Source organism: Luteibacter sp. P4_D7_3 (genome assembly GCF_056401735.1).
The window spans coordinates 1-26,223 of the sequence record NZ_JBFUIT010000025.1; the positions used below are offsets into that span (position 1 = coordinate 1).

Consider the following 26,223-nt stretch of genomic DNA (forward strand, 5'->3'; position numbering starts at 1 on the left):
GTTCGGCTACGGCAACTTCAGCTGGGATCTCGACCTGTGGGGTGGCAAACGTGCCGCGTGGGAAGCCGCACTCGGCAGCCAGCGCGCGACCGAAATCGATGCCCGCGCGGCGCGTATCGAGATTTCCACCAACGTCGCTCGCGCCTACGTGCAGCTCGGCTATGCCTTCACCCAGCGGGACGTGGCCAAGGCCGAACTCGATCGCAGCAACGCCTCGCAGAAGCTGACCGTGCAGCGCGTCGCCGCCGGCGTCGACAACCAGACGCAGGTCAAGCAGGCCGACAGTGAAGTGGCATCGGCCGAGCGCGAGATCGCCGTGTCGGAGCGCGCCATCGATACCGCGCGTATCCAGCTCAGCATGTTGCTGGGCAAAGGTCCGGATCGCGGTATCGAGATCGCCCGCCCGGCCGCGCTGACGCCGTCGGCCGTGGCGATTCCCGCCAACCTGCCCGCGGACCTGCTCGGCCATCGTGCCGACCTGGTCGCCGCCCGCTGGCGTGTCGAGGCGGCATCGAAGGACATCGTCTCGGCAAAGACCGAGTTCCTGCCCAACGTGTCGCTCGGCATTCTCGCCGCGCAGGCCGCGAGTGGTTCGGACAACCTGTTCTCGTCACGTGCGCGCTTCTGGCAGGTGCTGCCGGCGGTCAGCCTGCCGATCTTCGACGGTGGTCGTCTCCGCGCGAACCTGTCGGGCAAGGATGCCGAGTACGACCTTGCCGTCGCGCAATACAACAAGACGCTGGTCGGCGCGCTCAACGAAGTGGCCGATGACCTCTCCGGCCTCGATTCGCTGGGCACGCAGATCCAGGCGCAGCAGCGTGCGCAGGACGCCGCGCAGCAGGCGTACGACCTCTCGCAGCTCCGCTACAAGGCCGGCGTCGGCAGTTACCTGGAATCGCTCGTGGTGCGCCAGCAGCTGCTTGAAGCACAGCAGCGCATGGCCTCCCTGAAGGCGCAGCAGGTCGACACGTCCGTCCAACTCATTCAGGCGCTCGGCGGCGGTTTCCGCCCCGAGGCCGACGACCAGCCGGTCGTCGCCGCCACGCCCGCAACCCACTAAAAATCGTACCGAGGCCGCTTCCGATGTCACAAGAAACCATTGCCCCATCCGGCGCCGTCGTTGCGCCGCCCCCGAAGAGCCGTCGCGGCTTCTTCCTCAAGTTGCTGGTTGCCGTCATCGTGCTGGCCGCGATCGGCTGGACCGTCTGGTATTTCGTGGAGGGTCGCTGGTACGAGGACACCGACGACGCTTACGTCAACGGCAACGTCGTCCAGATCACCCCGCAGATCGCCGGAACGGTCACCTCGATCGGTGCCGATGACGGCGACCTGGTGCACCAGGGCGACGTGCTGGTGAAGCTCGATCCGAGCGACGCCGAAGTCGCACTGGAGAGTGCCCGCGCCAACCTCGCCAACACGGTGCGCAAGGTGCGTGGTCTCTACAACAACGTGACCTCGTCGCAGGCCGACGTGGCCGTGCGCCAGACCGCCGTGGATCGCGCTCGCCAGGACTATAACCGTCGCCGCGATCTCGCCAAGTCCGGTGCGATCTCCGCCGAAGAACTGTCGCACGCTTCCGATACGCTGACCTCCGCCGAGAGCAGCCTGGCTTCCGCGAAGCAGGCTTACAGCAGCAACAAGGTGCTCGTCGACGATACGGTCGTCGCCTCGCACCCGGATGTCCGCGCCGCGGCCGCCAAGCTGCGTTCTGCGTACCTTGACGATGTCCGCGCCACGCTCGTCGCGCCGGTGGACGGTTACATCGCCAAGCGCACCGTGCAGGTCGGCCAGCGCGTTCAGCCGGGTGCCGCCCTGATGGCCGTCGTGCCGCTCCACGAGGTGTGGATCGATGCGAACTTCAAGGAAACCCAGCTCAACCAGATGCGCATCGGCCAGCCGGTCGACGTGACCGCGGACCTGTATGGCGGCAAGACTGTGTACAAGGCAAAGATTCGCAGCCTGGGCATCGGCAGCGGCAGCGCGTTCTCGATCCTCCCGGCGCAGAACGCGACGGGCAACTGGATCAAGATCGTCCAGCGCGTGCCGGTACGCGTGGTCTTCACCGACCCGAAGCAGCTCGAAGAGAAGCCGCTTCGCCTGGGCCTGTCGACCAAGGTGTCGGTGTCGCTGCACGATCAGAGCGGCCCGCTGCTCTCCACGCAGGCGCCGACCAAGGCCGAGTTCTCCACGCCGATCTACGACAAGCAGCTTGCCGACGCCGACAAGGACATCGCCCGCGTGATCCACGAGAACGCATCGGCGGGTGAAGGCGAACAGCAGAAGGCTCCGAAGTAAGGAGGCGGCCCAATGAGCACCGAATTTCGACCGCCCAACCTGGCGCTGTCCACGATCGGCTTATCGCTTGCGACCTTCATGCAGGTGCTCGACACGACGATCGCGAACGTGTCGCTGCCGACGATCGCGGGCAACCTGGGTGTCAGCTCCAACCAGAGCACGTGGGTCATCACCTCGTTCGCGGTCAGCAACGCCATCGCGCTGCCGCTGACCGGCTTCCTGACGCGCCGCTTCGGTGAAACGAAGCTGTTCGTCATGGCCACGCTGCTGTTCTCGATGGCCTCGTTCCTGTGCGGTATCGCGCAGAGCATGACCATGCTCATCGTCTTCCGCGCCATCCAGGGTGCGGTGGCCGGCCCGATGTATCCGATCACGCAGAGCCTGCTGATCTCGATTTATCCACCCGCCAAACGAGGCATGGCGCTCGCCCTGCTGGCGATGGTCACCGTCGTCGCGCCCATCGCGGGCCCGATCCTCGGTGGCTGGATCACGGACAACTACACCTGGCCGTGGATCTTCTTCATCAACGTGCCGATCGGCATCTTCGCCAGCTTCGTGGTGGCGAACCAGATGAAGGGACGTCCGGAGGTGACCGAGAAGCCGAAGGTGGATTACGTCGGCCTGATCACGCTGATCATCGGCGTAGGTGCGCTGCAGGTGGTGCTCGACAAGGGCAACGACGAAGACTGGTTCTCATCGCCGTTCATCGTCATCACCGCGATCATCGCCGCGATCGGCCTGGCCGTGTTCCTGATCTGGGAGCTTACGGACAAGGACCCGATCGTGAACCTGAAGCTGTTCCGGCATCGAAACTTCGCGATGGGCACGCTGTGTCTCGTGCTGGCTTACGCGGCGTTCTTCGCGATCGGACTGCTGGTGCCGCAGTGGTTGCAACGCAACGTGGGGTACACGTCGACGTGGGCGGGTCTTGCCGCGGCGCCGCTGGGTATCATCCCGGTGATCCTGACGCCCTTCGTCGGTCGATACGCGCACAAGTTCGACCTGCGTGTACTGGCCTCCGGTGCCTTCCTGGTAATGGGCGCGACGTGTTTCATGCGCTCGGAGTTCTATCTCGATATCGATTTCTACAGTGTCGCGATGGTGCAGCTCATCCAGGGCCTGGGCGTGGCCTTATTCTTCATGCCGATCCTCAGCATCCTGCTGTCCGACCTGCAGCCGCGCGAGATCGCAGCGGGCTCCGGCCTCGCCACCTTCCTGCGTACGCTGGGCGGTAGTTTCGCCGCGTCGCTGACCACGTTCCTGTGGGATCGACGGGCGATCGTCCATCACGAGCGGCTGACCGAATCGATCACGCCGTTCGACCCGACCGCACAACAGGCACTGACCACGATCGGCCACGGCGATCCGCAGTACGCGACATCGGCGTTGAACGCGATGATTACCAACCAGGGCTACCAGATCTCGTTCAACGAGGTCTTCCAGTTGCTCGGTTACGTCTTCATCGGTCTGGTGTTCATCGTCTGGCTGGCGAAGCCACCGTTCGCGGCCAAGGCCGGCCCGGCCGCGGCGGGACACTAAGACCAGGCAACCCCTTCCCTGTAGGAGCCGATTCATCGGCGATCCCGCGGCAGCGGGCCACGCTGATGCAAGCACCCATCGCCGATGAATCGGCTCCTACCAGGCGGGCAACACGAAGCMCAAAAAAAGCCGGCGCTGCGAAGCGCCGGCTTTTCTCTGTCCGAGGGACAGGAATCAGAGGTCGAAGCCGATACCCACCAGAGCCATCGTCTCGCCTCGGTTCGGCTCGTGGAAGCTGCCGTTGGAGATGTGGCGGATCTGGAAGCTCACGTTCTTCATCTGCCAGCCGAGTGTGCTGACGAACTCGTAGCTGCTGGACAGCGCCTGCGTGTGGCCGCCTGCCGTGCCAGCGACCTGGAAGCTGAAGAAGAGTGGCTGGTACCAGTCGCTATCGGTGCCGTAGTGGAAGCGGGCGCCGGCGGCGCCGAGCCAGACATTGTTGGTCACACCGGGGCTGTAATCGTCGTAATGGGCGATATGGCGACCGTTTATGTAGCCGACCGAGACATCGGGTGACCACGTGAAGCGGCTCTGGCCGATCTGGTAGGCGTTGAAGACGGACTCGAGGAAGAAGACGTTGGTGCCGTGCGTGTCCATGTAGCTGCGGCCCCCCTGGAGTTCCAGGTGGGTATCGGCAGCGGCGGGGAGGGCGACAGCGGACAGGAGTACGGCGGCGATGACGCCAAGTGTGGGGCGGGACGAGCGCATGGGGGAACTGGTCCTTGTGGTGGGACGTTTGTTAGTGAACTGGATCGTTCGGTAAATCGTGTCCATCGAACGTGAATAAAAGAGGTTACTTAAGAATATTCGTGGCGATATTGCACCCGCCTTTCGTGTGTAGCGGTATCACGCCCTGTCAGGGGTCAAGGCGGCGGCACCCCTGCCGTTACAGACGTACAGGGCCCTGCCGCCGACCAGCGGCGGGAACAGGAACGGCGTTGGGGCGCAAGGGGGCGTGACGGTGGAAGGCGCGATGGACAAGGGCGCGGCGAAACGGCGCGCCCGGCGTATCCGTCTGACCACCTGGGGCGTCTCGCTCGGCCTCACCGTGGGCCTCGTCACGCTGGTCGCCATCCTGCAGATCGACGCCTACCGCGGCATGCTTGCCAATGGGCGCCGGCAGCTTGCCGGCTCGGTCGGTGGCACGGTACGCATGGTCGACCAGGACATCGACGCCAGCCTCGGGCCGTTGCTCGCGCTGCGTAACGCGGTCAACGGCATCGCGCCCGGCCCGCTGCACATGAGCCTGGGCGAGGTGCAGGCCCGCCATCCCGAGTTGCCGACGTTAGTGGCCCTGGATGCGCAGGGCATGCTGCTTGCCAGTACCGGTGCGTCCTTGATGGACTGGCGCGACAGCCTGGCCGCTCCCCGGCGCGAGGCGCTGGGTGCCAGCGTGCGCGTCATCGTCACCGATACACACAACGGGGCGCCTTCGGCCATTCGTGTCCTGGTCGATTCGCGGGTCGGGGAGCCGGCGGCCTTCGGCACCCTGATCGACGAAGAACGCGTACGCGATGGCATGAGCCGCTCGATGATGGGCGGCAGTGCGGATATGGCGGTCTTCTCGTTGGATGGACGTCGCTTCGCGAGCAATCGCACGGACCGCGGCATGTCCTGGAGCGGCCCCGTGCCCACGCCCGGGGCGAACGGACAGCATGCCGACGACCAGAGGATCTACGCCTGGGCCGCGTCGGCTCGCTACCCGTTCGCGGTCCAGGTAAGCCTCGACCGCGCCGGTATCTTCGACGAGTGGCTCCGGCAGGCGCGCTCATCGATGCTGGCGACGTTCGCGCTCGTCCTCTTGCTCAACGCCTTCGCGGCAGCCTTCGATCGCGCCTATCGCCGACAGAGTCACCTCATCCAGGCCCTGTCGCTCAGCACCCTTCACCAGCGCGACACCGACCGCGATCTCGCGGCGAGCGAAGCGGCTTACAGGCAGCTGATGACGCGTATGCCGCTGCCGGTGATCATCGTGCGCAACGATCGTATCGAGTACGCGAACCTGCTTGCGGAGGAACGCCTCGGGCAGGACGGCGCGACACTGGTTGGCCGTCACGCCGCGGAATTCATGGACGCCGACGCACTGGAGGCGATGCGCGGGGGCGCGCCGGAAGGAACGAGCGTCAATGCCTGGCTCAACCCCGAGGATGGCATGCCCTTCGAGGCCGAACTGGCGCTTTCGGACTACCGGGACTCACGTGGGCGCGGCACCCTGGCGATCGTGCGCGACGTGACGCAGCAGCGCCGTTACGAAGAACGACTCAATCACCAGGCGACGCACGACGAGCTCACCGGCCTGCCCAATCGCCGTGCCTTGCGCGAAAAGCTGGAGCATCTGGTCCGGCAATCGCAACGTGATGGCTCCGGCGTCATGGTGCTCTTCATCGACCTGGATCATTTCAAGTTCATCAACGACGCACTCGGGCATGCACTGGGCGACCAGGTGTTGCGCGACGTGACGCTCAAACTGGGCGATGTCCTCGACGGACTCGGTCACATCGGCCGCTTCGGTGGCGACGAGTTCGTCGCGATGATCCCTTTCACGTGTTCACCGGCGCGAGCGCTCGACGTGTTGCCGCGCATCCAGTGCGCCATCGAAGAGCCATTGGAAGTCGGCGGCACGATGCAGCGACTGAAGTGCAGCATCGGCGTGGCCTTCGCCACGCGTGACGGTTCCGACGCGGACACGCTCATTCGCAATGCCGATACGGCGATGTACGACGCAAAGCGTTCGGGGCGTCACACGTGGAAGCGCTATTCCGCCGACATGCACGCTACCGCCATGGCGCGTCTGACCGTGCTCTCGCGGTTGTCCGGCGCTAACCTCGACAACGAGCTTGCGCTCGCCTGGCAGACACAGCACGCGGGCGACGACGGCCGCGTCATCGGTGTGGAAGCGCTATTGCGCTGGCCGTCCGCGCCGGGTGACCTGGGTACGCCCGACAAGCTGGTGCCCTTGCTGGAAGAGACCGGCGCCATCGTGCAGATCGGCCAGTGGGTGTTGCGCGAGGCGTGCCGGCAGCAACGACGCATCGCCGCCTTGCTGGGTCCCGGCTGCCGGATCGCCGTGAACATCTCGGCGCAGCAACTGGTACACGTCGACCTCGTGGCCGAAGTGCGCCAGGCACTGGCCGAAACGGGGGCGAGCGCTTCGTCGCTGGAGCTGGAGCTGACCGAAAGCGCCTTCATGAACGAGCCGGCACGCGCTATTCGCACGCTGCACGAGCTGCGTGCGATGGGCGTCAGCATCGCGCTGGACGACTTCGGCACGGGTTATTCGAACCTGACCTATCTGTCGCGGCTTCCGCTGGACAAGATCAAGATCGACCGGCATTTCACCAGCGCGCTGCTGCAGGACGACGTCGACGCATCGATCTGTCGTTCGATCGTCTTCCTCGCGCGCAGCCTCAACCTCGAGGTCGTCGCCGAAGGCGTCGAGACCGACCGCCAGCGGCGCTGGCTGCTCGACGAAGAGTGCACGTCGATGCAGGGCTTTTTCTTCTCGCGCCCGGTGTCCATCGATGAGCTCGGTGAGAGCGCACGCGAGGTTCGTTTGACCTGAGGCTGGCCCGCCGGCAAGCAGAGGTTGTTCCCCGGGTGCGCCAATGTGTTCTTCCCACGACGATTTATCCCCCGTGCGACACCCCCTACATTGCTAGGGGGAGGCATCCGCCTCCATGTCATCAGGTGTCCGCCATGCTCCGCGCCCCCGCCCTGTTCATCTCCCACGGTGCCCCGACCTTCGCGCTCGAGCCGGGTTTGCTCGGTCCGCGCCTGACCGACATCGGTGAGCGTCTCGCTAACGCGATGGCGATCGTCGTCGTCTCACCGCACTGGCAGACGGGCGGTATACGGGTGACCGGCGCGGCCATGCCGGGGACGATCCACGACTTCGGAGGCTTTCCGCCGCCGCTCTACACGCTTACCTATCCCTCGCCGGGCTCGCCGGGGCTGGCATGCGAGACCGCGTCGCTGTTGATCGATGCGGGTTTCGTCGCGATCGTCGACCCGGAGCGCGGTTACGACCACGGTGCATGGGTGCCGCTGCGCTATTTGCGACCGGATGCGGACGTGCCGGTGATCCAGGTGTCGATGCCACATAACCTGGACGCGGCCGGTGCACTGCGCCTGGGCAAGGCGCTGGCGCCTTTGCGTGACCGGGGCGTAGTCATCGTCGGCTCGGGCAGCCTTACGCACAACCTGTACGAGGTGCGTCGCTCGGGGGAGAACGCCGCGTACGCCAGCGAGTTCGCCGCCTGGAGCCGCAAGGCCGTTCTCGAGGGCAACACGGACGCCCTGCGCGACTACCGCCGCCTTGCGCCCAGCGCCATCCGTGCGCATCCGACCGAGGAGCACTACCTGCCACTCCTCGTCGCCRCCGGCGCCGCCGGGAGCGATGTTCCGACGGCGATCGATGGAGGCATCACGTATGGCGTCCTCTCCATGGACTCATATGCCTGGGGCCTTCATTGAGCGTTCTCACCCTCGGGGCCTGCTGGGCGATGTTTCGATGAAGCGCAACGTAGGTCTGTTGTAGGAGCCGGCTGCGCCGGCGAACCCTCACGGCTGCGATCGCGAACGAGGCCGTGCGTTGAATTGCACCGGCGTCTAACCGCTCGCCTGATGATCGCAAAGCTTCATTCGCACGCGCGACGACCTGAGGGTTCGCCGATGAATCGGCTCCTACAAAAAAACGGCAAGCCGCGTCGCCGCTGGGAAGACCCCCGTCAGATCTGCGCCTGACCGCCGTCGACGAACAACTCGATGCCGGTGATGTAGCTGGCTTCGTCTGACGCGAGGAAGGAGACGGCCTTGGCGATTTCGTCCGGGGTGCCGGTGCGGCCGAGCGGCGTGATGCTCTCGACGTAGGCGCTGTACTCGGCGATCTGCTGCTCGCTCATGCCGAGTTCCGACGTGTACGCCGGCGTGACCACGGTGCCCGGCGCGACGACATTGACGCGGATGTCGCGACCCTTCAGGTCGCTGGCCCAGGTGCGGGCGAACGAGYGCAGTGCCGCCTTCGTGGCCGCGTAAACGCCGAAGGCCGGGGCGCCCTTGATGGACACCATGGAACCGTTGAGGACGATGGCCGAGCCCGGGGTCATCAGCTCCAGCGCTTTCTGCACGGTAAACAGCGTGCCCTTCACGTTGATGCCGAAGTATTTGTCGAACTGCGCCTCGCTGATCTGGCCGAGAGGCGCGAATTCACCGCCACCTGCGTTGGCGAACAGGATGTCGAGGCGTCCGCTCTTGTCGCGAATGGTGGCGAAGATGCGATCGAGGTCGGCTGCCTTGGCGATGTCGCCCTGGATGGCGGTGACGCCGAGGGACGCGGCGGCCGTATCGAGCTCGGCCTGACGACGGCCGGTGATATAGACGGTGGCGCCTTCGCGGACGAAGCGCTCGGCCGTGGCGAGGCCGAGGCCCGAGCTGCCGCCGGTGACGAGGACGATCTTGCCGGCATGGCGAGTGGTGTGGACGTTGCTGGTGGCGAGGGTATGCATGATCTTCGGCTCCGATAACCGCGGCGCGGTCGATTCACCCAAGATGGTTATTCCCCGTTCGCGGATAAATAATGGAATCGCGATTTCATTATTCCTGCGGGGAAACAGCCATGGATCATCTTCTTGCCATCCGGGTCTTCGGCCGACTGGTGGAGACCGGTGGCTTCGGTCGCGCGGCCGACGCCCTGCGCATGCCGAAGTCCACGGTGACCAAGCTGATCCAGGGCCTCGAGGGCGAACTGGGTGTACGCCTGCTGGAGCGGACCACGCGGCGCGTGACGGTGACCGCCCAGGGAGCTGCCTACTACGAGCGTACCCGCCAATGGCTCGCGGAGCTCGACGAGTTCGAGACCACCCTGGCCGGCGGCCGCAATAACCCTGTAGGGAACCTGCGTATCGACACCGGCGGGTCGGTCGCGGCGGGCCTGATCATTCCGGCGCTGCCGGGGTTCCGGGCACGCTACCCCGGAATACGCGTGCAGCTGGGCGTGACGGATCGCACCGTGGACCTGATCAGCGAAGGCATCGACTGTGCGATCCGCAGCACGGGGGACGACCCCGCCCTGGTCACGCGCCAGATTGCCGAGCTGTCGTGGACGCTCTGCGCCACGCCGGCCTATCTCGCCCGTCGCGGCACGCCTGCGTTACCCGAAGACATCGTCCGTGACGGTCATGACGTGGTCGGCTATTTCTCCGCGCACAGCGGTCGCATGCACCCGCTGCGATTCCGTGAAGACGGGCGGACGTTCGAGATCGAGTTTACGGCTGCCGTGGAGGTCAACGAGAGCAACGCGCATACCGCGGCAGCGATTGCCGGTCTCGGACTCGTGCAGGCGCTCGGTTTCACCGTGGCGGACCACATTGCCAAGGGCGAGCTGGTCCCGGTGCTGGCGCCATGGCAGCCCGCGCCGCTCCCGGTGTATCTCGTCTATCCCCCCGACCGACGGCACAATGCGCGTCTTCGCGCCTTCATCGAGTGGATTACCGAAGAGGGTTTTACCCGGGGAGATTGACGGTTTATTTAATCCGGGTAATATGGCGGCATCGCACCCGCTTCCCGAGACACCGATGACCACCTTTATCGCCTTCGATGGCATGACGCGCCTGGCTGCGGGATCGCTCGCGGCTGTGGTCGAGCGCTGCAAGCATCTGCTCGACGCGCGCCCTGACGCCTCGCCGATCATTTACGACGACAGTACGGGCCGCCCCRTCGACATCGACTACCGCGGCACCACCCACGACGTACTGGCGCGACTGCCGGGCCACGAGCCGCCGGCCAAACGTGGGCCCGGGCGGCCGAAGCTGGGTGTCGTGGCGCGGGAAGTAACCCTTCTGCCGCGACATTGGGGCTGGCTTTCGGCTCAGCCCGGTGGCGCGTCCGTCGCCCTGCGCCGTCTGGTCGAAACCGCGAGTCGCCAGCAGGCTCCCGCGGATCGCCTGCGCCAGGCCAGCGAAGCGGTGGACCGCGTGATGATGGCGCTGGCCGGCAACCTGCCCGACTACGAGGAAGCATCGCGTGCGTTCCACCGCAGTGACCGGCTCCGCTTCGATACGCTGACCGAAGCATGGCCGCCGGATATCCGCGATTACGTACGTGTTCTCGCTGCGCGTGCGGGTGGTGAAGCATGACACTCCCGGCCAGGCGCGTTGCGCTGACCGAAGGTCCGATCGCCCGCACGCTGCTGCTCTTCTCGCTGCCGATCCTGGGCGCGAACGTGCTGCAGTCGCTGAATGCGTCGATCAATGCCATCTGGGTCGGTCACTTCCTTGGCGAGGCCGCCTTCGCCGCAACCTCCAATGCCAACCTGATCCTGTTCTTCCTTCTGGGCGTGGTCTTCGGCATCGGCATGGCCACGACGATCCTGGTCGGACAGACGGTCGGAGCGCACGACATTCCGGAAGCGCGCCGCGTGGTCGGCACGGGCCTCGGGTTCTTCGTTGCGATCTCGCTGCTGGTCGCCATCGGCGGCTTCATCGCCACGCCCGCGATGCTTCGCGCCATGGGCACGCCGCATGACGCGCAGCCCTATGCGATCGAGTACCTGCGCATCATCTTCGTCGCGCTGCCTGCGATGTACCTCTATACCTTCCTCGGAATGACGCTGCGGGGCGCGGGCGACTCACGCACGCCCTTCATCTTCATGCTGATCTCGGTGATCCTCGACATCGCGCTCAACCCACTCTTCATCTTCGGTCTCGGCCTGGTGCCGCACATGGGGATTGCCGGCTCCGCGGTGGCGACGCTCATCGCGCAGACCACCACCCTGCTCGCCCTTTTCGTCTGGCTCTACCGGAAGAAATATTTCCTGTGCATCCACCGTCACGAACTGCGTCTGCTCGTACCCGATGTCGCCATCCTCAAAAGCCTGCTGGCGAAAGGGTTGCCCATGGGCGCGCAGATGGTCGTGATCGCGTCGTCGGCCATCATCATGATGTCGCTGGTCAACCGGCACGGCTCGCAGACCACGGCGGCCTTCGGCGCTGCTTCGCAGCTGTGGACGTACATCCAGATGCCCGCACTGGCGATCGGCAGCGCGGTGTCCTCGATGGTGGCGCAGAACGTCGGTGCGAAGCGTTGGGATCGCGTCGCGGGCATCGGGCGCGCCGGTGTGCTGACCAACTTCGCACTGACCGGCACGCTGGTGCTCATCATCTACCTGTTCAACCGCGCGGCGCTGGTGCTGTTCCTGGGCAGTGACAGCTCGGCCATCGGTATCGCCCAGCACCTCAACCACATCGTGGTCTGGTCCTTCCTGCTGTTCGGCGTGACCTTCGTGATGTTCGGTGTGGTGCGCGCCACGGGTGCGGTGATGCTGCCGCTGGTCGTGCTTATCATCTCGATGTGGCTCGTGCGTTATCCCTTCGCTGCGCTGCTCGAACCGGTCATCGGTGCGGATGCGATCTGGTGGAGCTTTCCCGTCGGCTCTCTCGTCTCGCTGGTGATCACGACGGTGTACTACCGTCGTGGCAGCTGGAAAAAGGCGCACATGTTGCCCGCCACAGCACCGGTCGTGGACGCCACACCCGCGGTGTAATCCCAACGCTGTCCGTAACTTGTAGGAGCCGATTCATCGGCGGTCCCGCGGCAGCGGGCCAGGGTGAGGCGAGCACCCGATCGCCGATGAATCGGCTCCTACAACGAGCGGGATTGTCAGGCTTTGCGGATTTTCAACCAGTTCTTGTAGCGGTGCTTGAGCATGCGACGGTCCTTGCGCCGTGCCACGCGAATCTTGCGATCGTGGTTCCACAGGTAGATCGCCGGCGTGCTGAGCAAGGTCAGAAGCTGCGATACCAGCAGGCCGCCGACGATCGCGATACCGAGCGGGCGACGCATCTCCGAACCCACGCCGAAGCCGATCGCCAGCGGAAGCGCTGCGCCCATCGCCACCAGGGTGGTCATGGTGATCGGTCGGAACCGCACCAGCGCAGCCTGACGGATCGCCTCCACGGGTGACATCCCGTACTCGCGTTGCGCGACGAGCGCGAAATCGACCATCAGGATGGCGTTCTTCTTCACGATGCCGATCAACAACAGCACCGCGATGATCGTCATCAGCGTGAGCTGCTGCTGCGTGATCAGCATGGCGAGGAAGGCACCTGCGCCCGCAGCCGGCAGTGTGGAGATGATCGTCAACGGATGCCCGAGGCTCTCGTAGAGAATGCCCAGCACGATATAGACGGCGAGGATCGCCCCGATCAACAACACCATGCCATTGGATTGAGCATCTTTCAGCCGCTGGTTCGTGCCAGTGAAGTCCATGCGGATCCCCTCGGGCAGGTTGAGCTGGCGCACGGCCTCCTCGACCATGGCGTTGCCCTTGTCCGGGGCGATCTTCGGCGGAAGGTTGTAGGTGATGTCGGCCGATTCGAGCTGGTTCTGATGAGTGATCGTGGTGGGCGTCGCGACCGGGGCGATCTTTGCCAGCGCGGACAGTGGCACCATGACGCCTGTGCCGCTCTTCACGTAGGTATTCAACAGGGCGTCGGGGCTCAACGTTTGCGCCGCGGCTGCCGTGAGCACCACCCAGTACTGGTTGATATCCGAGTAGATGATCGAGACCTGACGCTGGCCGAAGGCGTTATAAAGCGCGGAATCGACCATGCCCATGCCAACCGACAGACGCCCCGCCGAATCGCGGTCCACCTGAAGCATCTGCTGCTTGCCGACCACGTCGAAGTCACTTCCGACATCCTTGAACTCGGGAATCGTGCGCATCTTGCGCACCAGCTTCATCACCCAGGGCTGGAGGTTCTCACCGCCGGTGCTGATCAGCTGGAACGAGTACTGCCCGCGGTTGCCGTTATTCCCACCGCCGCCGAGGAAMTGCACGGGGCTCATGAAAACCTGGACATCGGAGAGCTTCTCGTACTGCTTACCGAGGCGCTCCATGATCTCCTTGATCGATTCCTTGCGATGGTCCGGCCCGCTGCCCTTCGGCTTGAGGTCGATGAACATCAGGCCGGAGTTGCCGACGGCCGCGCCGTCATTGCCGCTGCCGAGGATGGTGTTTACATCGGCGACCGTCGGGTCGTTCTGCATGATGTCGCCGACGCGCTTGAGCCGGCGTGACATTTCGTCTGGCGAGATGTTCGCGTCCGCGGTCACCTCGGCCTGCAGCATGCCGGTATCTTCGTCGGGCATGAAATTGCCGCCAGCGGTTTTCACCACCGCGAAGCCAAGCGCAAACGTCGCGAACAGCAGGATCAGCGGCTGCCAGCGCATCACCCGCCGATGCCGCATAGCCCAGTCGAGCGCCCGTTCGTACGTGCCGAGAAGGCCACGATCGAAGCGCTCGAGCGCACGCTCCCAGCGGCTTACCTTGCGATCGGCATCGTCGTGCTTGAGATACCTGGCGCACAACGCCGGCGTCAGGGTCAGCGAGACGACGGCCGAGATCACCACGGCGGCGGCAAGGGTCACCGAGAACTCGCGCAGCAGCTTGGTGATCATGTTGTTGCCGAACAGCAGTGGCGCGAACACGGCGATCAGCGACAGCGTGATCGAGACGACGGTGAACCCGATCTCGCGTACGCCTTCCAGCGAGGCTGGCATCGGGCCCGTTCCATTCTCCATATGACGAACGATGTTCTCGATCACCACGATCGCATCGTCCACGACGAAGCCGATGCACAGCACCAGCGCCATCAGCGACATGGTGTTGAGCGTGTAACCGAGGATCCACATCACCACGAACGCGCCAGCCAGTGACAGCGGCACGCTGAGCGTGGCGATCAGGGTGGGGCCCAGGCGACGCAGGAACACCATCATCACCAGCACCACCATCACGATACTGATGAGCAGCGCGACCTTTACCTCGTGCAGGGCCGACTGGGTGGTCTGCGTGAGGTCGAAGATCGGCGTCACCACGGCATCGGCGGGCAACGACGACTGGAAGCGCGGCAAGGCGGCGCGGATCGCCTCGGCCGTGGCGATGGAATTGGCCTCCGGCCGCTTGCTGATCTGCATGGTGACCGAGCGGTCGCCCTGGAACCACGCCGCCTGATACTGATCCTGCTCGCCGCTGGTCACCTTGGCGATGTCGGACAAGCGTACCGGTACGTTGTTGCGCACGGCGATGAGGATGTTGGCGAAATCTTCCGGCTCGCGCAGTCCGTCGTTGGCGGTCACGGTCATCTGCGTGACGCCGTCGGACAGCACACCCTGCGGGGAATTCACGTTGGCCGCGTTCAGTGCATTGGAAACGTCGTTGGCCGTCAGCTGCTTGGACGACAGCGCATTGGTATCCAGCTCGATGCGCACGGCATGCGGCGTGCCACCGAACACCTGCACGCGCGAGACGCCGTCGATCTGCTTCACACTGGGCATGATCARCGTATTGACTACGTCGAACAGTTTGTCCGGCGGCATCGTCTTCGAAGTGAAGGCGACGAGGAGGACGGGAATCTGCCCGGTATCGAACTTGAAGTACTGYGGCGGCGAGGGCATGCCGGCCGGCAGATCGGCCGCGGCCGCGTTGATGGCCGCCTGCACGTCGCGTGCGGCAGCGTCAGTGCTGCGGTCCATGGTGAAGCGGACACGAACGAAGCCAGCCCCTTCGGAGCTGTTCGAGTACATCTGGTCGACGCCCGGAATCTGGCCGAGGTGGCGTTCCAGGGGCGCGATGATGGTCGACGCCATGGTCTGCGCGTTGGCACCCGGCATCTGGGTCTGGATGAATACCGCCGGCACCTCAATCGAGGGCAGCGCGGCCACGCCAAGCAGCATGTATGCGATCGCACCGGCAAGGGTCAGGCCCGCCGCAAGCAGCGACGTACCTCTCGGCCGGCGAATGAATGGTGCAAAAAAGTTCACGACACTTCCTGTGATCGCGGGAAGCATACCCGCGCCCGTGGACTTTATGACGGCAGCGCGACGGTGTCGCGTGTGCCTTTAGTGGGGGCCCTGCCGGAAGGCAGGGGTGTCGCGTTCATTTATATCGAGGCAAAACATAGGGAATCGCCGCTGAAGCGGCTCCCACACAGAGCCTGGCACCTTCCATCACAAGGCTTGGCACCTTCCATGGTCAGGCAGGTCTCATGTGGGAGCCGATTTATCGGCGATGGGGGTGACTCAACGCGCCGGCGAATACCGCACGGTCAGGTAATAGGTCCGCCCCAGCTGGTTGTAATACGCCGCGGTCTCATAGCGACGATCGAACGCATTGGCCAGGCGACCCTGGACGCTCCAGTCGCTATCCACGTGCCAGGTGGCACGAACATCCGCCGTCGCGTAGCCGCCCAGGCGTGTCGTATTCGCGGCATCGTCGTAGCTGTAACCGGCGGAGTAGACCGAGCCACCGACGGTGAAGGCGCCGAGATCGCGGTCCACGTCCACGCGGGCCGTACGCTTGGGACGGCGTGCCAGGAGGTTGTTGTACTCGTCACCGCTGTCACGGTCCTTCGGCTGCTGCAGGGTGGCGTAGCCACGCAGGTGCCAGCCGTCCACGTCCGCGCCCAGCTGTCCTTCAACGCCACGGATGCGTGCCTTGCTGACATTGATCGGCAGGAAGTTCGCATCGAAGCCGATCAGGTCGTTCACCCGCGTCTGGTAGGCGTTCACCGCCCAGTTCCAGATGCCCGGGCGGGCCGACAGGCCGATCTCGGCCGTGCGCGACTTCTCCGGGCTCAGGTTCACCGGCGCGCCGTACGGGTAGTACTCGTCGTTGAAGGTCGGCGCGTGGAACGCGGTGCCGTAGGAGGCGGTGACCTTCATGCCGTTGTCGAAGCGGAAGCCGTACGCGGCCTGGCCGGTGGTGTGGTTGCCGAACTGGTTGTTGTGGTCGTGACGTGCCGACAGCTGGATCTCATTGGCGCCGAAGATGCCCTGGTACAGCGCGAACACGCCGGTGTTCTCGCGCGTGTCCTTCAGGTAATCCGTGTCGCTCTTCAGCTTCTCCTGCTGGAAGTCCACGCCGACGCTGAGCGTCTGGCCCGGAGCGAGCGTGAAATCGTTCTGCCAGGAGGCCTGGTTGCGCTTGGAGTACAGGTAACCCACGCGCGCCTTGTCGACGCCGTAGTTCACGAAGTCCAGGGTCTTGTCGGCGCCGTTGAGGTAGTTGTCGGCGCGGTCCTGGTTCTGGCCCAGGCTGATCGACATGCGCCAGTTCTCCAGCGCGTTGAACGCGAGCTTGGTGCCGGCGACCTGCTGCGAGCGGCGGGTCAGGTTCTGGAAGTCACCGTCGTATTCGATGTCGCCCTTGCTACGCAGCCAGCTGCCGGTGAGCTCCGTACCGTCGTCCCAGCGGTAGCCGCCGGAGAGCGCGCCGTTATAGGTGCGGTAGGCGTCATGGTCGGGTTCGTCGGTGAAGCAGCCTTTGAAGGCCTCGCCCGCACCGACACGGCAGGCATTGATGCCCGAGGTGTACTGGCCGCCGAGGCTGGCGTTGTACCAGCTGTGCTGCGTGCCACCGGACAGGCCGAACTGGCCGTCGGTGTAGCCGTGGCTGCCACCGGTGACCGACACCGAAGGCGTGGGCGCTTCGCCGGCCTGGCCGTGGCGGGTGAAGATCTGGATGACGCCACCGATGGCGTCCGAGCCATACAGGCTCGACTGCGGGCCGCGAACGATCTCGATGTGGTCGATCTGGTCCACCGGCAGCTGCTCGTAGGCCGGGATGCCGGCACCGACCGTGCCGACGCGCACACCGTCCAATAGGACCAGGGTGTGCGAGGAGTTGGTGCCGCGCATGAACAACGATGTCTGCTGGCCGATGCCACCGGTGTTCGCCATGACGATGCCCGGCAGGCCGGTGAGCAGGTCCTGCACGCTGACCGGCTGCAGGCGCTCGATGTCCTCGCGGGTGATCAGCGTGACCGGGGCGAGCACTTCGTCGAGCGGCGTGGCCGCACGGTTGGCCGTGACCACCACCGGATCGAGCTTCTCGGCGGGAGCGTCGGCCGCGTGGGTGGCGGCGATGGACGACAGCAGGRCCATCGCGAGCAGGGTCTTCTTCATGGAGCCGTTTCCTTAGTGCGTCGCTAAAGGCGAAACGGAGGACAAACGGCGAACGGCATGCGGGCACGGATCGACCCGGAACGCTGTCCGGATCCGCCCTCCGCGAATCGCCCAACATAAAACGCCCCGCGAGTGTCGCGAGGCGAATGCATCGGGCCGGTCTCCGGACTCGCGTCAGCCACCTGCCGTGGCGGAACCCGGCGCCTTCCCGCTTTCGCAGTGGCGTATGGCCGGTTTCCGTAAAGACCTTCAGGCCTTCCTGTCGCTTACCGTTGCGGGGGCAGTGCCGGAATAGTCGCGAGGCGACGCACCGGCTTCCCGTTTCATCCCACCAGCGACCGCCGGCCGGGACACCCGAACGGCGCCACTCTAGCGGGCCGCCGGGTTCATGTCACGCGGATTTAACAAACGTGACGGTGTCAGCCGACGACGCGGACGCCACCGATCCAGGTCTCGACGACCTCGTGGTTGTGGTCCATCACGACCAGGTCGGCACGGTAGCCGGCGGCGATGTGGCCGTGGGTGGCGCCGAGGCCGAGGAAGGCGGCCGGGTAGGTCGAGGCCATGCGGGCGGCTTCGTCATAAGGCACGCCGACCATGTTGATCGTGTTGCGTACGGCCGTGGCCATGTCCAGCGCGGAGCCGGCCAGGGTGCCGTCGGCGGTCTGGCAGACACCGTCCTTCACCGTGATCGTCTCGCCCTTCAGCACGAAGGTCGGGTCGTCGGAGCCGACCGGCGGCATGGCATCGGTCACCAGCATCATCTTCTCGCGCGCCTTCGCCGCGATGGCGACACGCAAGGAAGCCGGATGCACGTGGTGGCCGTCGACAATCAGGCCGCACCAGCTGGCGGGATCCTCGAGTGCGGCGCCGACCACACCAGGTTCGCGGCTGGTGAACGGGGTCATGGCGTTGAACAGGTGCGTGAAGCCGCGAATGCCAGTGGCCAGCGCGTTACGCGTGGTGTCGTAGTCGGCGGCGGTGTGGCCGGCAGCGACGATGACGCCGTTGGCGACCAGCTCCTGCAGCACGGCGGCGCTGGCGCGTTCCGGTGCGAGGGTGAGCAGAGTCACGCCGCCGTGGCGGCGCGCGACCATCGCCACGTCACTCGCATCGGCGATGCGGAACTTGGCCGGATCGTGCACGCCCTTGCGTTCGGGCGCGATGAACGGGCCTTCGAGATGGATGCCGAGCACGCCGGGCACGCCCTGGGCCACGGCTTCGTTCACGGCGTCGATAGCCTTCGCCATGACGTCGACATCGTCGCTGATGAGGGTGGGCAGGAAGCCGGTCGTGCCGAACTTCGCATGCGCCTCGCCGATCCTGCGGATCGCATCGACGGTGGGTACGTCGTTGAACAGCACGCCACCGCCGCCGTTGACCTGGCAGTCGATAAAGCCGGGTAGCAGGGTGCGGCCACCGAGATCGTGGCGTTCCGCCGCGCGCACGCGCGGATCGGATGGCAGCGCGAGACCGGTGATTTTTCCGTCGTCGATGAGGACGGCAAAGCCACCCTGGAATCCGTTATCGGTAAGGACGCGGCCGTTGACGAGGGCGAGGGTCATACGAGGAACTCCATGAATCAGACGGTTTCCGTCACCTTGTTCAGGTGCGGCGGGACGTCGGGATTGAAGCCACGGCGCAGTGCGAGGGCGGCGGTGGCGCGATAGAAGCTCTGCACGGTGACCAGCACCGCGGCGATGGGTGCCGTGGCGACGAGCGGGAGGATGTCGTCACCCGTGGCACCCGGCGCGGCTACCCACACCTTGGCACCGCGCTTGCGGAACTCGGCGGCGACCTCGAGCACGCCGGGCAGGGTGTCGTCGTTCTGCGCGAAGAACAGCACCGGAAAATGGGGGCCAACCAGGGCCATCGGGCCGTGCTTCACCTCGGCCGCGCTGAAGGCTTCGGCATGCAGCCCACAGGTTTCCTTGAACTTGAGCGCGGCCTCGAGCGCACCGGCGAAACCAAAACCACGACCGACGACGAACAGGTTGTGCGCATCCACCAGCCCGTCGGTGAGTGCCGACCAGTCGGCGTTCCAACCGTGACGAAGCTGGGCGGGCAGCGCGGTGATCGCATCGGCGATCTCGGGCTTGCCGCTCCACCGGGCGGCGATGTGCAGGATGGCGAACAGCGCGCCGAGATAACTCTTGGTCGCGGCGACGCTGGTTTCCGGTCCGGCGTGCAGGGGCACGACGACGTCGGCGACATCGGCAAGCGGCGAATCCACCACGTTGACCAGCGCGACCACGTAGGCACCCGCCTTTTTCGCGGCCTCGGCATTGCGGACCAGGTCGGGGCTCTTGCCGGACTGCGAGACGGCCACATAGAGCGCGCCGTCGAGGCGCTGCGCCGCGTGGTAAATCGAGGTGACCGACGGCGAGGCCGACGCGGTGACGACGCCGAGCTGGGTTTCAAACACGTACTTGGCGTACATGGCCGCGTGATCCGAGCTGCCACGTGCGCAGGTGATGACCATGCGCGGCGGTGTGGCGCGCAGGCGCTCGGCGAGCGCCCCGATCACGGCTTCGTTGTTGGCAAGTTGCCGCTCGACGACCTCGGCGGTCTCGTGCGCTTCGCGGAACATCAGGGTGTCTTGCGGCTGGATCGTCATGGTCTGGTTGGCTCGTTAGTCGCTTTGCAGTTCGGCGACGAAGTCATAGATGTCCCCGCGGTACCAGGAACAGGTGAATTCGACGATCCGGCCGTCGTCGAGAAAGCTGCGGCGTTCGATGCTGAGTCCCGCGCTGCCGGCGCTCAGGCGCAGCAGTCGCGTCTGCGCGGGGCCGAGCACGACGGCACGCAGGCGTTGCAAGGCACGAAGCGGGCGGTTGCCCAGCTTGTCCAGGGCCTCGTAGAGCGAATCCTCGACCAGGTTCGGGTCGGGCAGGAGCGACAACGGCACAGCGCTGCGCTCGATGGCCAGCGGTTCGTCGCCGGCATAGCGCAGGCGATGCAGGCGGACCACCTGGGTGCCCGGCGACAGGTTCATCGCCATGGATTCCTCGGGGGTGACTTCGCCGATCGCCCGTTCGAAGAACTCGGAGCGCGGGTTGAGGCCGCGCGCACGCAGGTCCTCGGTGAAGCTGGTCATCCGCGAGAGCGGCTTGACGATACGTTCGGAGACGAAGGTGCCGGCGCCGTGGCGCTGGGTGAGCAGGCCGTCCTCGACCAGGCCACCGATGGCCTTGCGTACGGTGACCCGGGACAGGGTGAGGGCCCTGGCGAGATCACGTTCGCTGGGCAGTGCATGGCCGACCTGCACCTCGCCGTTCTCGATCACGTTGCGAATAGCCCGACGCAGGCGCATGTACGCCAGCGGCAGCCGGGCGGCCGGGTCGTGCTGCAGGCGCTGGTATTCGGCGACGAGGGCGATTTCCATTTCCTGAAGATACCAATACCCGACCACTGGGGCAAGCGCGTGCAAGTTCGTCCATACCACCGGAGGATTCAAACAGTCGTTTGCACGATCCAAATGGGCGCTGGAAACGTTTCCGTTGGGTAATCGTGCCGCCAATGGCGGCGAAACGCCGCGGCGATTGGTACGGGGCTGGTATGACCTGGTATGTCACTGGTACGATCCGGTGGCATCTTCCCTCGACGTTGAACAGGCCACTGTCGTGAGCGCACAACTCCTGCCGATCGAGCCGTTCGATCTGGTCATTTTCGGCGGCACCGGCGACCTCGCCGTCCGCAAGCTCCTCCCCGCCATGTACCACCGGTTCGTCGACGGCCAGATCCAGCCGAGCAGCCGGATCATCGGTGTCGCCCGCGAAGGTCTCGACGACGCCGGGTATCGTGAGCAGGTCCGCGTCGCCATCGAGAAAGGCGTGGCCCACGTGGCCAAGGCCCAGCTCGACGCCTTCATCGCGATGATCGGCTACCGCTCGCTGGACGCCCGCAAGGCCGACGGCTGGGACGAGTTCTCGGCCCTCATGGCCGCGCAGCCGACGCATATCCGCGTGTTCTATCTCTCGACCGCGCCGGACATCTTCACCGACATCTGCCAGCGACTCGGCTCGTTGGGCCTCAACGGCGAACGCTCGCGCGTGGTGCTGGAAAAGCCGATCGGCCGCGACCTGCAGAGCGCCAACGCGATCAACGACGCGGTCGCCGGCTACTTCACCGAATCGCAGACCTACCGCATCGATCATTACCTCGGTAAGGAGACGGTGCAGAACCTGCTGGCGCTGCGCTTCGGCAACGCGCTGTTCGAGCCGCTGTGGAATGCCCAGCACATCGACCACGTGCAGATCACCGTCGCCGAAACCGTGGGCGTCGGCCATCGCGCCGGCTACTACGACCGTGCCGGTGCCCTGCGCGACATGGTCCAGAACCATATCCTGCAGCTGTTGTGCATGCTCGCCATGGAGCCGCCGTCGTCGCTGGAGCCGGATGCCGTGCGCGACGAGAAGCTCAAGGTGCTGCGGTCGCTGCGTCCGATCGATGCGAGCAACGCTGGCCTACTCACCGTGCGCGGCCAGTACCGTGCCGGCGCGGCCGAAGGCCAGAGCGTCCCGGGTTACCTGGACGAACTGGGCAGCGACCAGTCCAAGACCGAAACCTTCGTCGCCCTCAAGGCGGAGATCGGTAACTGGCGCTGGGCTGGTGTGCCGTTCTACCTGCGCACCGGCAAGCGCCTTCCCAGTCGCGTTTCGGAAATCGTGGTGACGTTCCGTGCGCTGCCGCATTCCATCTTCGATCCCGCCAATGGTCCGCTGCTGCCGAATCGCCTGACGCTGCGTCTGCAGCCGGACGAAGGCGTGAAGCTGTGGCTGACCATCAAGCATCCGGGTCCGGGTGGCCTGCGCCTGCGTCACGTGCCGCTCGACATGAGCTTCGCGGCGGCGTTCGGCATCCAGCAACCGGATGCCTACGAGCGCCTGATCCTCGACGTGGTGCGCGGCAACCCGACCCTGTTCATGCGTCGCGACGAAGTCGAGGCCGCATGGAACTGGGCCGGTCCCATCCTCCAGGCGTGGGAAGGCGGCGGCGAGACGCCGAAGCCGTACACCGCGGGTACCTGGGGTCCGAGCGCCGCCGTGGCGCTCATCGAACGTGATGGCCGTACCTGGGCCGAGGACGCTGCCTGATGAACGCAAAAGTGAACCGCCATGAATTCGCCGATCGCCTGACCCTCGGCGACACGCTGGCCAAAGATATCGCGAGCAAGCTCGATGCCGCCGTCAAGGCACGCGGCAAAGCCAGTCTCGCCGTCAGCGGCGGCAGCACGCCGAAGCTGATGTTCGCCGTGCTGGCCGAGCAGGAAATCGACTGGTCCAAGGTCACGATCACCCTGGTCGACGAGCGCTGGGTGGATGAAGACAACGAGCGCTCCAACGCGCGCCTCGTCAAGAAAACGCTGATCGCGCACGAAGCACACGTCGCCGGTTTCCAGCCGCTGTTCGACAAGGCGCATGCGGACGATGTCGACGCCGCGCTCGCGGGCGTCGGCGCAAAGGTCGACGCACTCGGCAAGCCGTTCGACGTCGTCGTGCTCGGCATGGGTCCGGATGGTCATACCGCTTCGTTCTTCCCCGGCGGCGACCATCTCGCCCAGGCGCTCGACCTCGACGGCAAGCAGAGCGTCCTGTCGATGCGCGCCGACGGTGCCGGTGAGCCGCGCATCACGCTCAGCCTGCCCCGTGTACTCGATACGCGCGCGCTCTACCTGCACATCGAAGGCAACGACAAGAAAGAGATCCTCGGCAAGGCGCTTGCCGGCGAAGATTTCCCGATCGCCGCGGTGCTCAAGCAGGACCGTGTCGCCGTCGACGTGTACTGGTCGCCCTGAGCCTGCTTTTTACCTGAGCTTTGCAAGCCATCGTGCCGCGCGGGATACGCGCGGCCCGGGTCGCCCCGGCGGGGGCCGGCGACCCCACTACGTAGCCACGCGGGACTGCCATGAACATCCACCCTATCCTCGCCGAGGTAACTCAGCGAATCGTCGAGCGTAGCCACGCCTCGCGCGCCGCCTTCCTCACGAAGATCGAAGGCGCACGCGGCAAAGGTGCGAAGCGACATCACCTCTCGTGCGGCAACCTTGCCCACGGTTTCGCCGCCTGCGGCGAGAACGACAAGGATGCACTGCGCAACGGCCACGCCGCGAATATCGCCATCGTGACGTCGTATAACGACATGCTCTCCGCGCACCAGCCGTACGAAAGCTATCCGGAGCGCATTCGCGCCACCGCGCGCACGTTCGGCGCCACGGCGCAGGTCGCCGGTGGCGTGCCGGCCATGTGCGACGGCGTGACGCAGGGACGGCCCGGCATGGAGCTGTCGCTGTTCTCGCGCGACCTCATCGCCATGGCCACCGCCGTCTCGCTCTCGCACGACATGTACGAGGGCGCGCTCTACCTGGGTATCTGCGACAAGATCRTACCGGGCATGCTGATCGGCGCACTGAGCTTCGGTCATCTCGCCAGCGCCTTCGTGCCTTCGGGTCCGATGCCGTCGGGCATTCCGAATGAAGAGAAGTCGAAGGTCCGCCAGGCGTTCGCCATGGGTAAGGCATCGCGCGCCGAACTGCTCGATGCGGAAGCCCGTTCGTATCATGGCGCCGGCACCTGCACGTTCTACGGCACAGCCAACTCCAATCAGATGCTGATGGAGATCATGGGTCTGCATATTCCAGGTGCCAGCTTCGAGGCACCAGACACACCGCTGCGCGAGGCACTCACGGCGGCGGCTGTCGAGCGCGTGCTCGCCACGGACTGCCTCGGCGACCATTACATGCCGATCGGCCGCATTATCGACGAGCGTGCCATCGTAAACGGCGTGGTCGGCCTGCATGCGACCGGCGGCTCGACCAATCACCTGCTGCATCTGGTCGCCATCGCGCGTGCCGCGGGCATCGAGCTGCGCTGGGACGATTTCGACGCCCTCTCGGCGGTCGTACCCCTATTGGCGCGCGTGTATCCGAACGGCTACGCCGACGTGAATCACTTCCATGAAGCCGGCGGCATGGCTTTCCTGATGGACCAGTTGCTCGACGGTGGCCTGCTGCACGGCGACGTCAACACCATCATGGGGCATGGTCTGGAAGCCTATCGACACGTGCCGCGGCTCGAGGGCAATGCGCTCGCCTGGGAACGCGTCTCCAAGGAGAGCGGCAACCGCGGCGTGCTTCGATCGATCAGCGAACCGTTCCGCCTCGACGGCGGGCTGCGCATGCTGTCGGGCAACGTCGGCCGTGCCGTGATAAAGGTTTCATCCGTGCCCGACGACCGCATGATCGTCGAAGCCCCGGCGATCGTCTTCGACGAACAGGACGATGTGAAAGCGGCTTTCGACCGCGGCGAACTCAATCGCGACTTCATCGCCGTCGTGCGTTTTCAGGGCCCGCGTGCACGCGGCATGCCGGAGCTGCACAAGCTCACGCCGACGTTGAGCCTGCTGCAGGACCGTGGCCACCGCGTCGCCCTGCTCACCGACGGCCGCATGTCCGGCGCCTCGGGTCGCGTGCCGGCGGCTATCCACGTGACCCCGGAAGCCGAAGCCGGCGGCCCCATCGCGCGCATTCGCACGGGCGACCTCGTGCGTCTGGATGCCGTGTCCGGCACGATCGAAGTACTGGTCGATGCCGACGAATGGAATGCGCGCATTCCCGATAACGTCGACCTTGCCATGCACCACACGGGCATGGGTCGTGAGCTTTTCGCCATGTTCCGCCAGTCCGCCGTCACGGCCGATCTCGGTGCGGGCGTCTTTTGATTTTCCGGAGCAGTACCTGATGAGCAACGAAGCCAAGCAGCAACTCGTCGAATCCACCCTGCGTCTCGCGCCGGTGGTTCCCGTGGTGATCATCGAAGACGCCTCGAAGGCCGTCGGCATGGCGCGTGCGCTGGTCGCCGGTGGCATTCCCTCGATCGAAGTCACGTTGCGCACAGCGGCTGCGCTGGATGCCGTGCGTGCGATCGCCGCGGAAGTCGAAGGTGCCTTTGTCGGCGTCGGCACCGTACTGACCGCGCGCGATCTCGAAGCCGCCTATAAAGCCGGTGCGAAGTTCGCCGTCTCGCCGGGCAGCTCGCCGCGGCTGCTCGACGCCGCCGCCGACCACGACCTGCCCCTGCTGCCCGGCGCCGCGACCTCCAGCGAGGCGATGAACCTGCTCGAGCGCGGTTACCGTTTCCAGAAGTTCTTTCCGGCTGTACCGGCCGGCGGCAGCAAGCTGATCGGCGCCTGGGCCAGCCCACTGCCGCAGATCACCTTCTGCCCGACCGGTGGTATCAGCCTCGCTAACGCGGGCGAATTTCTCGCGTTGCCGAACGTGGTTTGCGTGGGTGGTTCGTGGCTGACGCCGGCGCATCTGCTGGCCGCGGGTGATTTTGCGGCGATCGAGAAGCTGGCGCGCGAGGCGTCGCAGCTGGGTCGTTGAGCCTGTCGCGTGGGTGAAAGGCATCGCCGCTGAAGCGGCTCCCACAC

The 26,223-nt window shown here is 65.5% G+C and carries 19 protein-coding genes and 1 riboswitch; of the genes, 12 read left to right on the top strand and 7 right to left on the bottom strand.

The genetic code is table 11. The annotated features are described in order from the left end of the window. The 3 genes from AC1DSN_RS04590 to AC1DSN_RS04600 all read left to right on the top strand — a co-directional run. Positions 1 to 1,060: efflux transporter outer membrane subunit (locus AC1DSN_RS04590; RefSeq protein ID WP_477329747.1), on the top strand; the 1,060-nt coding region annotated here is incomplete at its 5' end. Between the two features lie 23 nt (positions 1,061 to 1,083). After that, on the top strand, positions 1,084 to 2,295 hold the full coding sequence (locus tag AC1DSN_RS04595; RefSeq protein ID WP_063570590.1) for an HlyD/EmrA/EmrK family protein: 1,212 nt from the start codon (positions 1,084 to 1,086) through the stop codon (positions 2,293 to 2,295). Positions 2,296 to 2,307: 12 nt separating this feature from the next. Next, positions 2,308 to 3,834, top strand: a complete 1,527-nt coding sequence (locus AC1DSN_RS04600; RefSeq protein WP_477293652.1) for a DHA2 family efflux MFS transporter permease subunit — start codon at positions 2,308 to 2,310, stop codon at positions 3,832 to 3,834. Positions 3,835 to 4,008: 174 nt separating this feature from the next. Here AC1DSN_RS04600 and AC1DSN_RS04605 read toward each other — a convergent pair whose 3' ends face one another. Next, positions 4,009 to 4,542: an acyloxyacyl hydrolase gene (locus AC1DSN_RS04605; protein WP_477329749.1), complete on the bottom strand. Its 534-nt coding sequence runs from the start codon at positions 4,540 to 4,542 to the stop codon at positions 4,009 to 4,011. Between the two features lie 265 nt (positions 4,543 to 4,807). On the opposite strand from AC1DSN_RS04605, the gene AC1DSN_RS04610 reads away from it, so the two are divergent. Further along, the gene (locus tag AC1DSN_RS04610) at positions 4,808 to 7,396 is read left to right on the top strand and encodes an EAL domain-containing protein (protein WP_477329751.1); all 2,589 of its coding nucleotides are present in this window, start codon (positions 4,808 to 4,810) and stop codon (positions 7,394 to 7,396) included. A gap of 134 nt (positions 7,397 to 7,530) precedes the next feature. Next, on the top strand, positions 7,531 to 8,307 hold the full coding sequence (locus AC1DSN_RS04615; protein ID WP_477329753.1) for a DODA-type extradiol aromatic ring-opening family dioxygenase: 777 nt from the start codon (positions 7,531 to 7,533) through the stop codon (positions 8,305 to 8,307). A gap of 254 nt (positions 8,308 to 8,561) precedes the next feature. Here AC1DSN_RS04615 and AC1DSN_RS04620 read toward each other — a convergent pair whose 3' ends face one another. Continuing rightward, the gene (locus tag AC1DSN_RS04620) at positions 8,562 to 9,338 is read right to left on the bottom strand and encodes an SDR family oxidoreductase (protein ID WP_477329755.1); all 777 of its coding nucleotides are present in this window, start codon (positions 9,336 to 9,338) and stop codon (positions 8,562 to 8,564) included. Between the two features lie 110 nt (positions 9,339 to 9,448). Between AC1DSN_RS04620 and AC1DSN_RS04625 the strand changes: the two genes are divergently transcribed. Genes AC1DSN_RS04625 through AC1DSN_RS04635 form a run of 3 tightly spaced genes read left to right on the top strand, consistent with a single transcriptional unit; the run spans position 9,449 to position 12,373 of the window. After that, the gene (locus AC1DSN_RS04625; RefSeq protein WP_477293642.1) at positions 9,449 to 10,351 is read left to right on the top strand and encodes a LysR family transcriptional regulator; all 903 of its coding nucleotides are present in this window, start codon (positions 9,449 to 9,451) and stop codon (positions 10,349 to 10,351) included. Between the two features lie 55 nt (positions 10,352 to 10,406). After that, positions 10,407 to 10,967 (top strand): DUF2239 family protein, encoded by a 561-nt coding sequence (locus tag AC1DSN_RS04630; protein ID WP_477329757.1) that lies wholly within the window; start codon positions 10,407 to 10,409, stop codon positions 10,965 to 10,967. Further along, positions 10,964 to 12,373, top strand: coding sequence for an MATE family efflux transporter (locus AC1DSN_RS04635; RefSeq protein ID WP_477293638.1), 1,410 nt, complete (start codon positions 10,964 to 10,966; stop codon positions 12,371 to 12,373). Before AC1DSN_RS04630 ends, AC1DSN_RS04635 begins: the two co-directional genes overlap by 4 nt. Before the next feature lie 116 nt (positions 12,374 to 12,489). Here AC1DSN_RS04635 and AC1DSN_RS04640 read toward each other — a convergent pair whose 3' ends face one another. From AC1DSN_RS04640 to AC1DSN_RS04660, 5 genes are all read right to left on the bottom strand, one after another. After that, positions 12,490 to 15,651 carry an efflux RND transporter permease subunit gene (locus AC1DSN_RS04640; RefSeq protein WP_477329759.1) on the bottom strand — a complete coding sequence of 1,054 codons (3,162 nt, stop codon included), beginning with the start codon at positions 15,649 to 15,651 and terminating at the stop codon, positions 12,490 to 12,492. Positions 15,652 to 15,909: 258 nt separating this feature from the next. After that, the gene (locus AC1DSN_RS04645; protein WP_477329761.1) at positions 15,910 to 17,793 is read right to left on the bottom strand and encodes a TonB-dependent receptor domain-containing protein; all 1,884 of its coding nucleotides are present in this window, start codon (positions 17,791 to 17,793) and stop codon (positions 15,910 to 15,912) included. A gap of 137 nt (positions 17,794 to 17,930) precedes the next feature. After that, a riboswitch (cobalamin riboswitch) is annotated at positions 17,931 to 18,166 on the bottom strand. A 46-nt stretch (positions 18,167 to 18,212) separates the two neighbouring features. Continuing rightward, entirely contained in the window at positions 18,213 to 19,358 is a 1,146-nt protein-coding gene (gene nagA / locus AC1DSN_RS04650; RefSeq protein ID WP_213949957.1) for an N-acetylglucosamine-6-phosphate deacetylase, read from the bottom strand. Between the two features lie 17 nt (positions 19,359 to 19,375). Then, on the bottom strand, positions 19,376 to 20,410 hold the full coding sequence (locus AC1DSN_RS04655) for an SIS domain-containing protein (RefSeq protein ID WP_063571969.1): 1,035 nt from the start codon (positions 20,408 to 20,410) through the stop codon (positions 19,376 to 19,378). Positions 20,411 to 20,425: 15 nt separating this feature from the next. Beyond that, complete coding sequence (locus tag AC1DSN_RS04660) at positions 20,426 to 21,178, bottom strand: GntR family transcriptional regulator (RefSeq protein ID WP_046969563.1); 753 nt, start codon at positions 21,176 to 21,178, stop codon at positions 20,426 to 20,428. A 238-nt stretch (positions 21,179 to 21,416) separates the two neighbouring features. On the opposite strand from AC1DSN_RS04660, the gene zwf reads away from it, so the two are divergent. From zwf to eda, 4 genes are all read left to right on the top strand, one after another. Then, complete coding sequence (gene zwf, locus AC1DSN_RS04665; RefSeq protein WP_063571974.1) at positions 21,417 to 22,889, top strand: glucose-6-phosphate dehydrogenase; 1,473 nt, start codon at positions 21,417 to 21,419, stop codon at positions 22,887 to 22,889. Next, positions 22,889 to 23,590 (top strand): 6-phosphogluconolactonase, encoded by a 702-nt coding sequence (gene pgl / locus AC1DSN_RS04670; protein WP_213949956.1) that lies wholly within the window; start codon positions 22,889 to 22,891, stop codon positions 23,588 to 23,590. Before zwf ends, pgl begins: the two co-directional genes overlap by 1 nt. Positions 23,591 to 23,700: 110 nt before the next feature. Continuing rightward, positions 23,701 to 25,512 (top strand): phosphogluconate dehydratase, encoded by a 1,812-nt coding sequence (gene edd / locus AC1DSN_RS04675; protein WP_477329763.1) that lies wholly within the window; start codon positions 23,701 to 23,703, stop codon positions 25,510 to 25,512. 19 nt (positions 25,513 to 25,531) lie between these two features. After that, entirely contained in the window at positions 25,532 to 26,176 is a 645-nt protein-coding gene (gene eda, locus AC1DSN_RS04680) for a bifunctional 4-hydroxy-2-oxoglutarate aldolase/2-dehydro-3-deoxy-phosphogluconate aldolase (RefSeq protein ID WP_197478285.1), read from the top strand. The last annotated feature ends 47 nt before the right edge of the window (positions 26,177 to 26,223 follow it).

What these genes read in the sequence shown, in the direction of transcription:
- AC1DSN_RS04595 (WP_063570590.1), top strand. Translation starts at nt 1,084, where the DNA reads ATGTCACAAGAAACCATTGCCCCATCCGGCGCCGTCGTTGCGCCGCCC.
- AC1DSN_RS04600 (WP_477293652.1), top strand. Translation starts at nt 2,308, where the DNA reads ATGAGCACCGAATTTCGACCGCCCAACCTGGCGCTGTCCACGATCGGC.
- AC1DSN_RS04605 (WP_477329749.1), bottom strand. Translation starts at nt 4,542, where the DNA reads ATGCGCTCGTCCCGCCCCACACTTGGCGTCATCGCCGCCGTACTCCTG.
- AC1DSN_RS04610 (WP_477329751.1), top strand. Translation starts at nt 4,808, where the DNA reads ATGGACAAGGGCGCGGCGAAACGGCGCGCCCGGCGTATCCGTCTGACC.
- AC1DSN_RS04625 (WP_477293642.1), top strand. Translation starts at nt 9,449, where the DNA reads ATGGATCATCTTCTTGCCATCCGGGTCTTCGGCCGACTGGTGGAGACC.
- AC1DSN_RS04635 (WP_477293638.1), top strand. Translation starts at nt 10,964, where the DNA reads ATGACACTCCCGGCCAGGCGCGTTGCGCTGACCGAAGGTCCGATCGCC.
- nagA (WP_213949957.1), bottom strand. Translation starts at nt 19,358, where the DNA reads ATGACCCTCGCCCTCGTCAACGGCCGCGTCCTTACCGATAACGGATTC.
- AC1DSN_RS04655 (WP_063571969.1), bottom strand. Translation starts at nt 20,410, where the DNA reads ATGACGATCCAGCCGCAAGACACCCTGATGTTCCGCGAAGCGCACGAG.
- AC1DSN_RS04660 (WP_046969563.1), bottom strand. Translation starts at nt 21,178, where the DNA reads ATGGAAATCGCCCTCGTCGCCGAATACCAGCGCCTGCAGCACGACCCG.
- pgl (WP_213949956.1), top strand. Translation starts at nt 22,889, where the DNA reads ATGAACGCAAAAGTGAACCGCCATGAATTCGCCGATCGCCTGACCCTC.
- eda (WP_197478285.1), top strand. Translation starts at nt 25,532, where the DNA reads ATGAGCAACGAAGCCAAGCAGCAACTCGTCGAATCCACCCTGCGTCTC.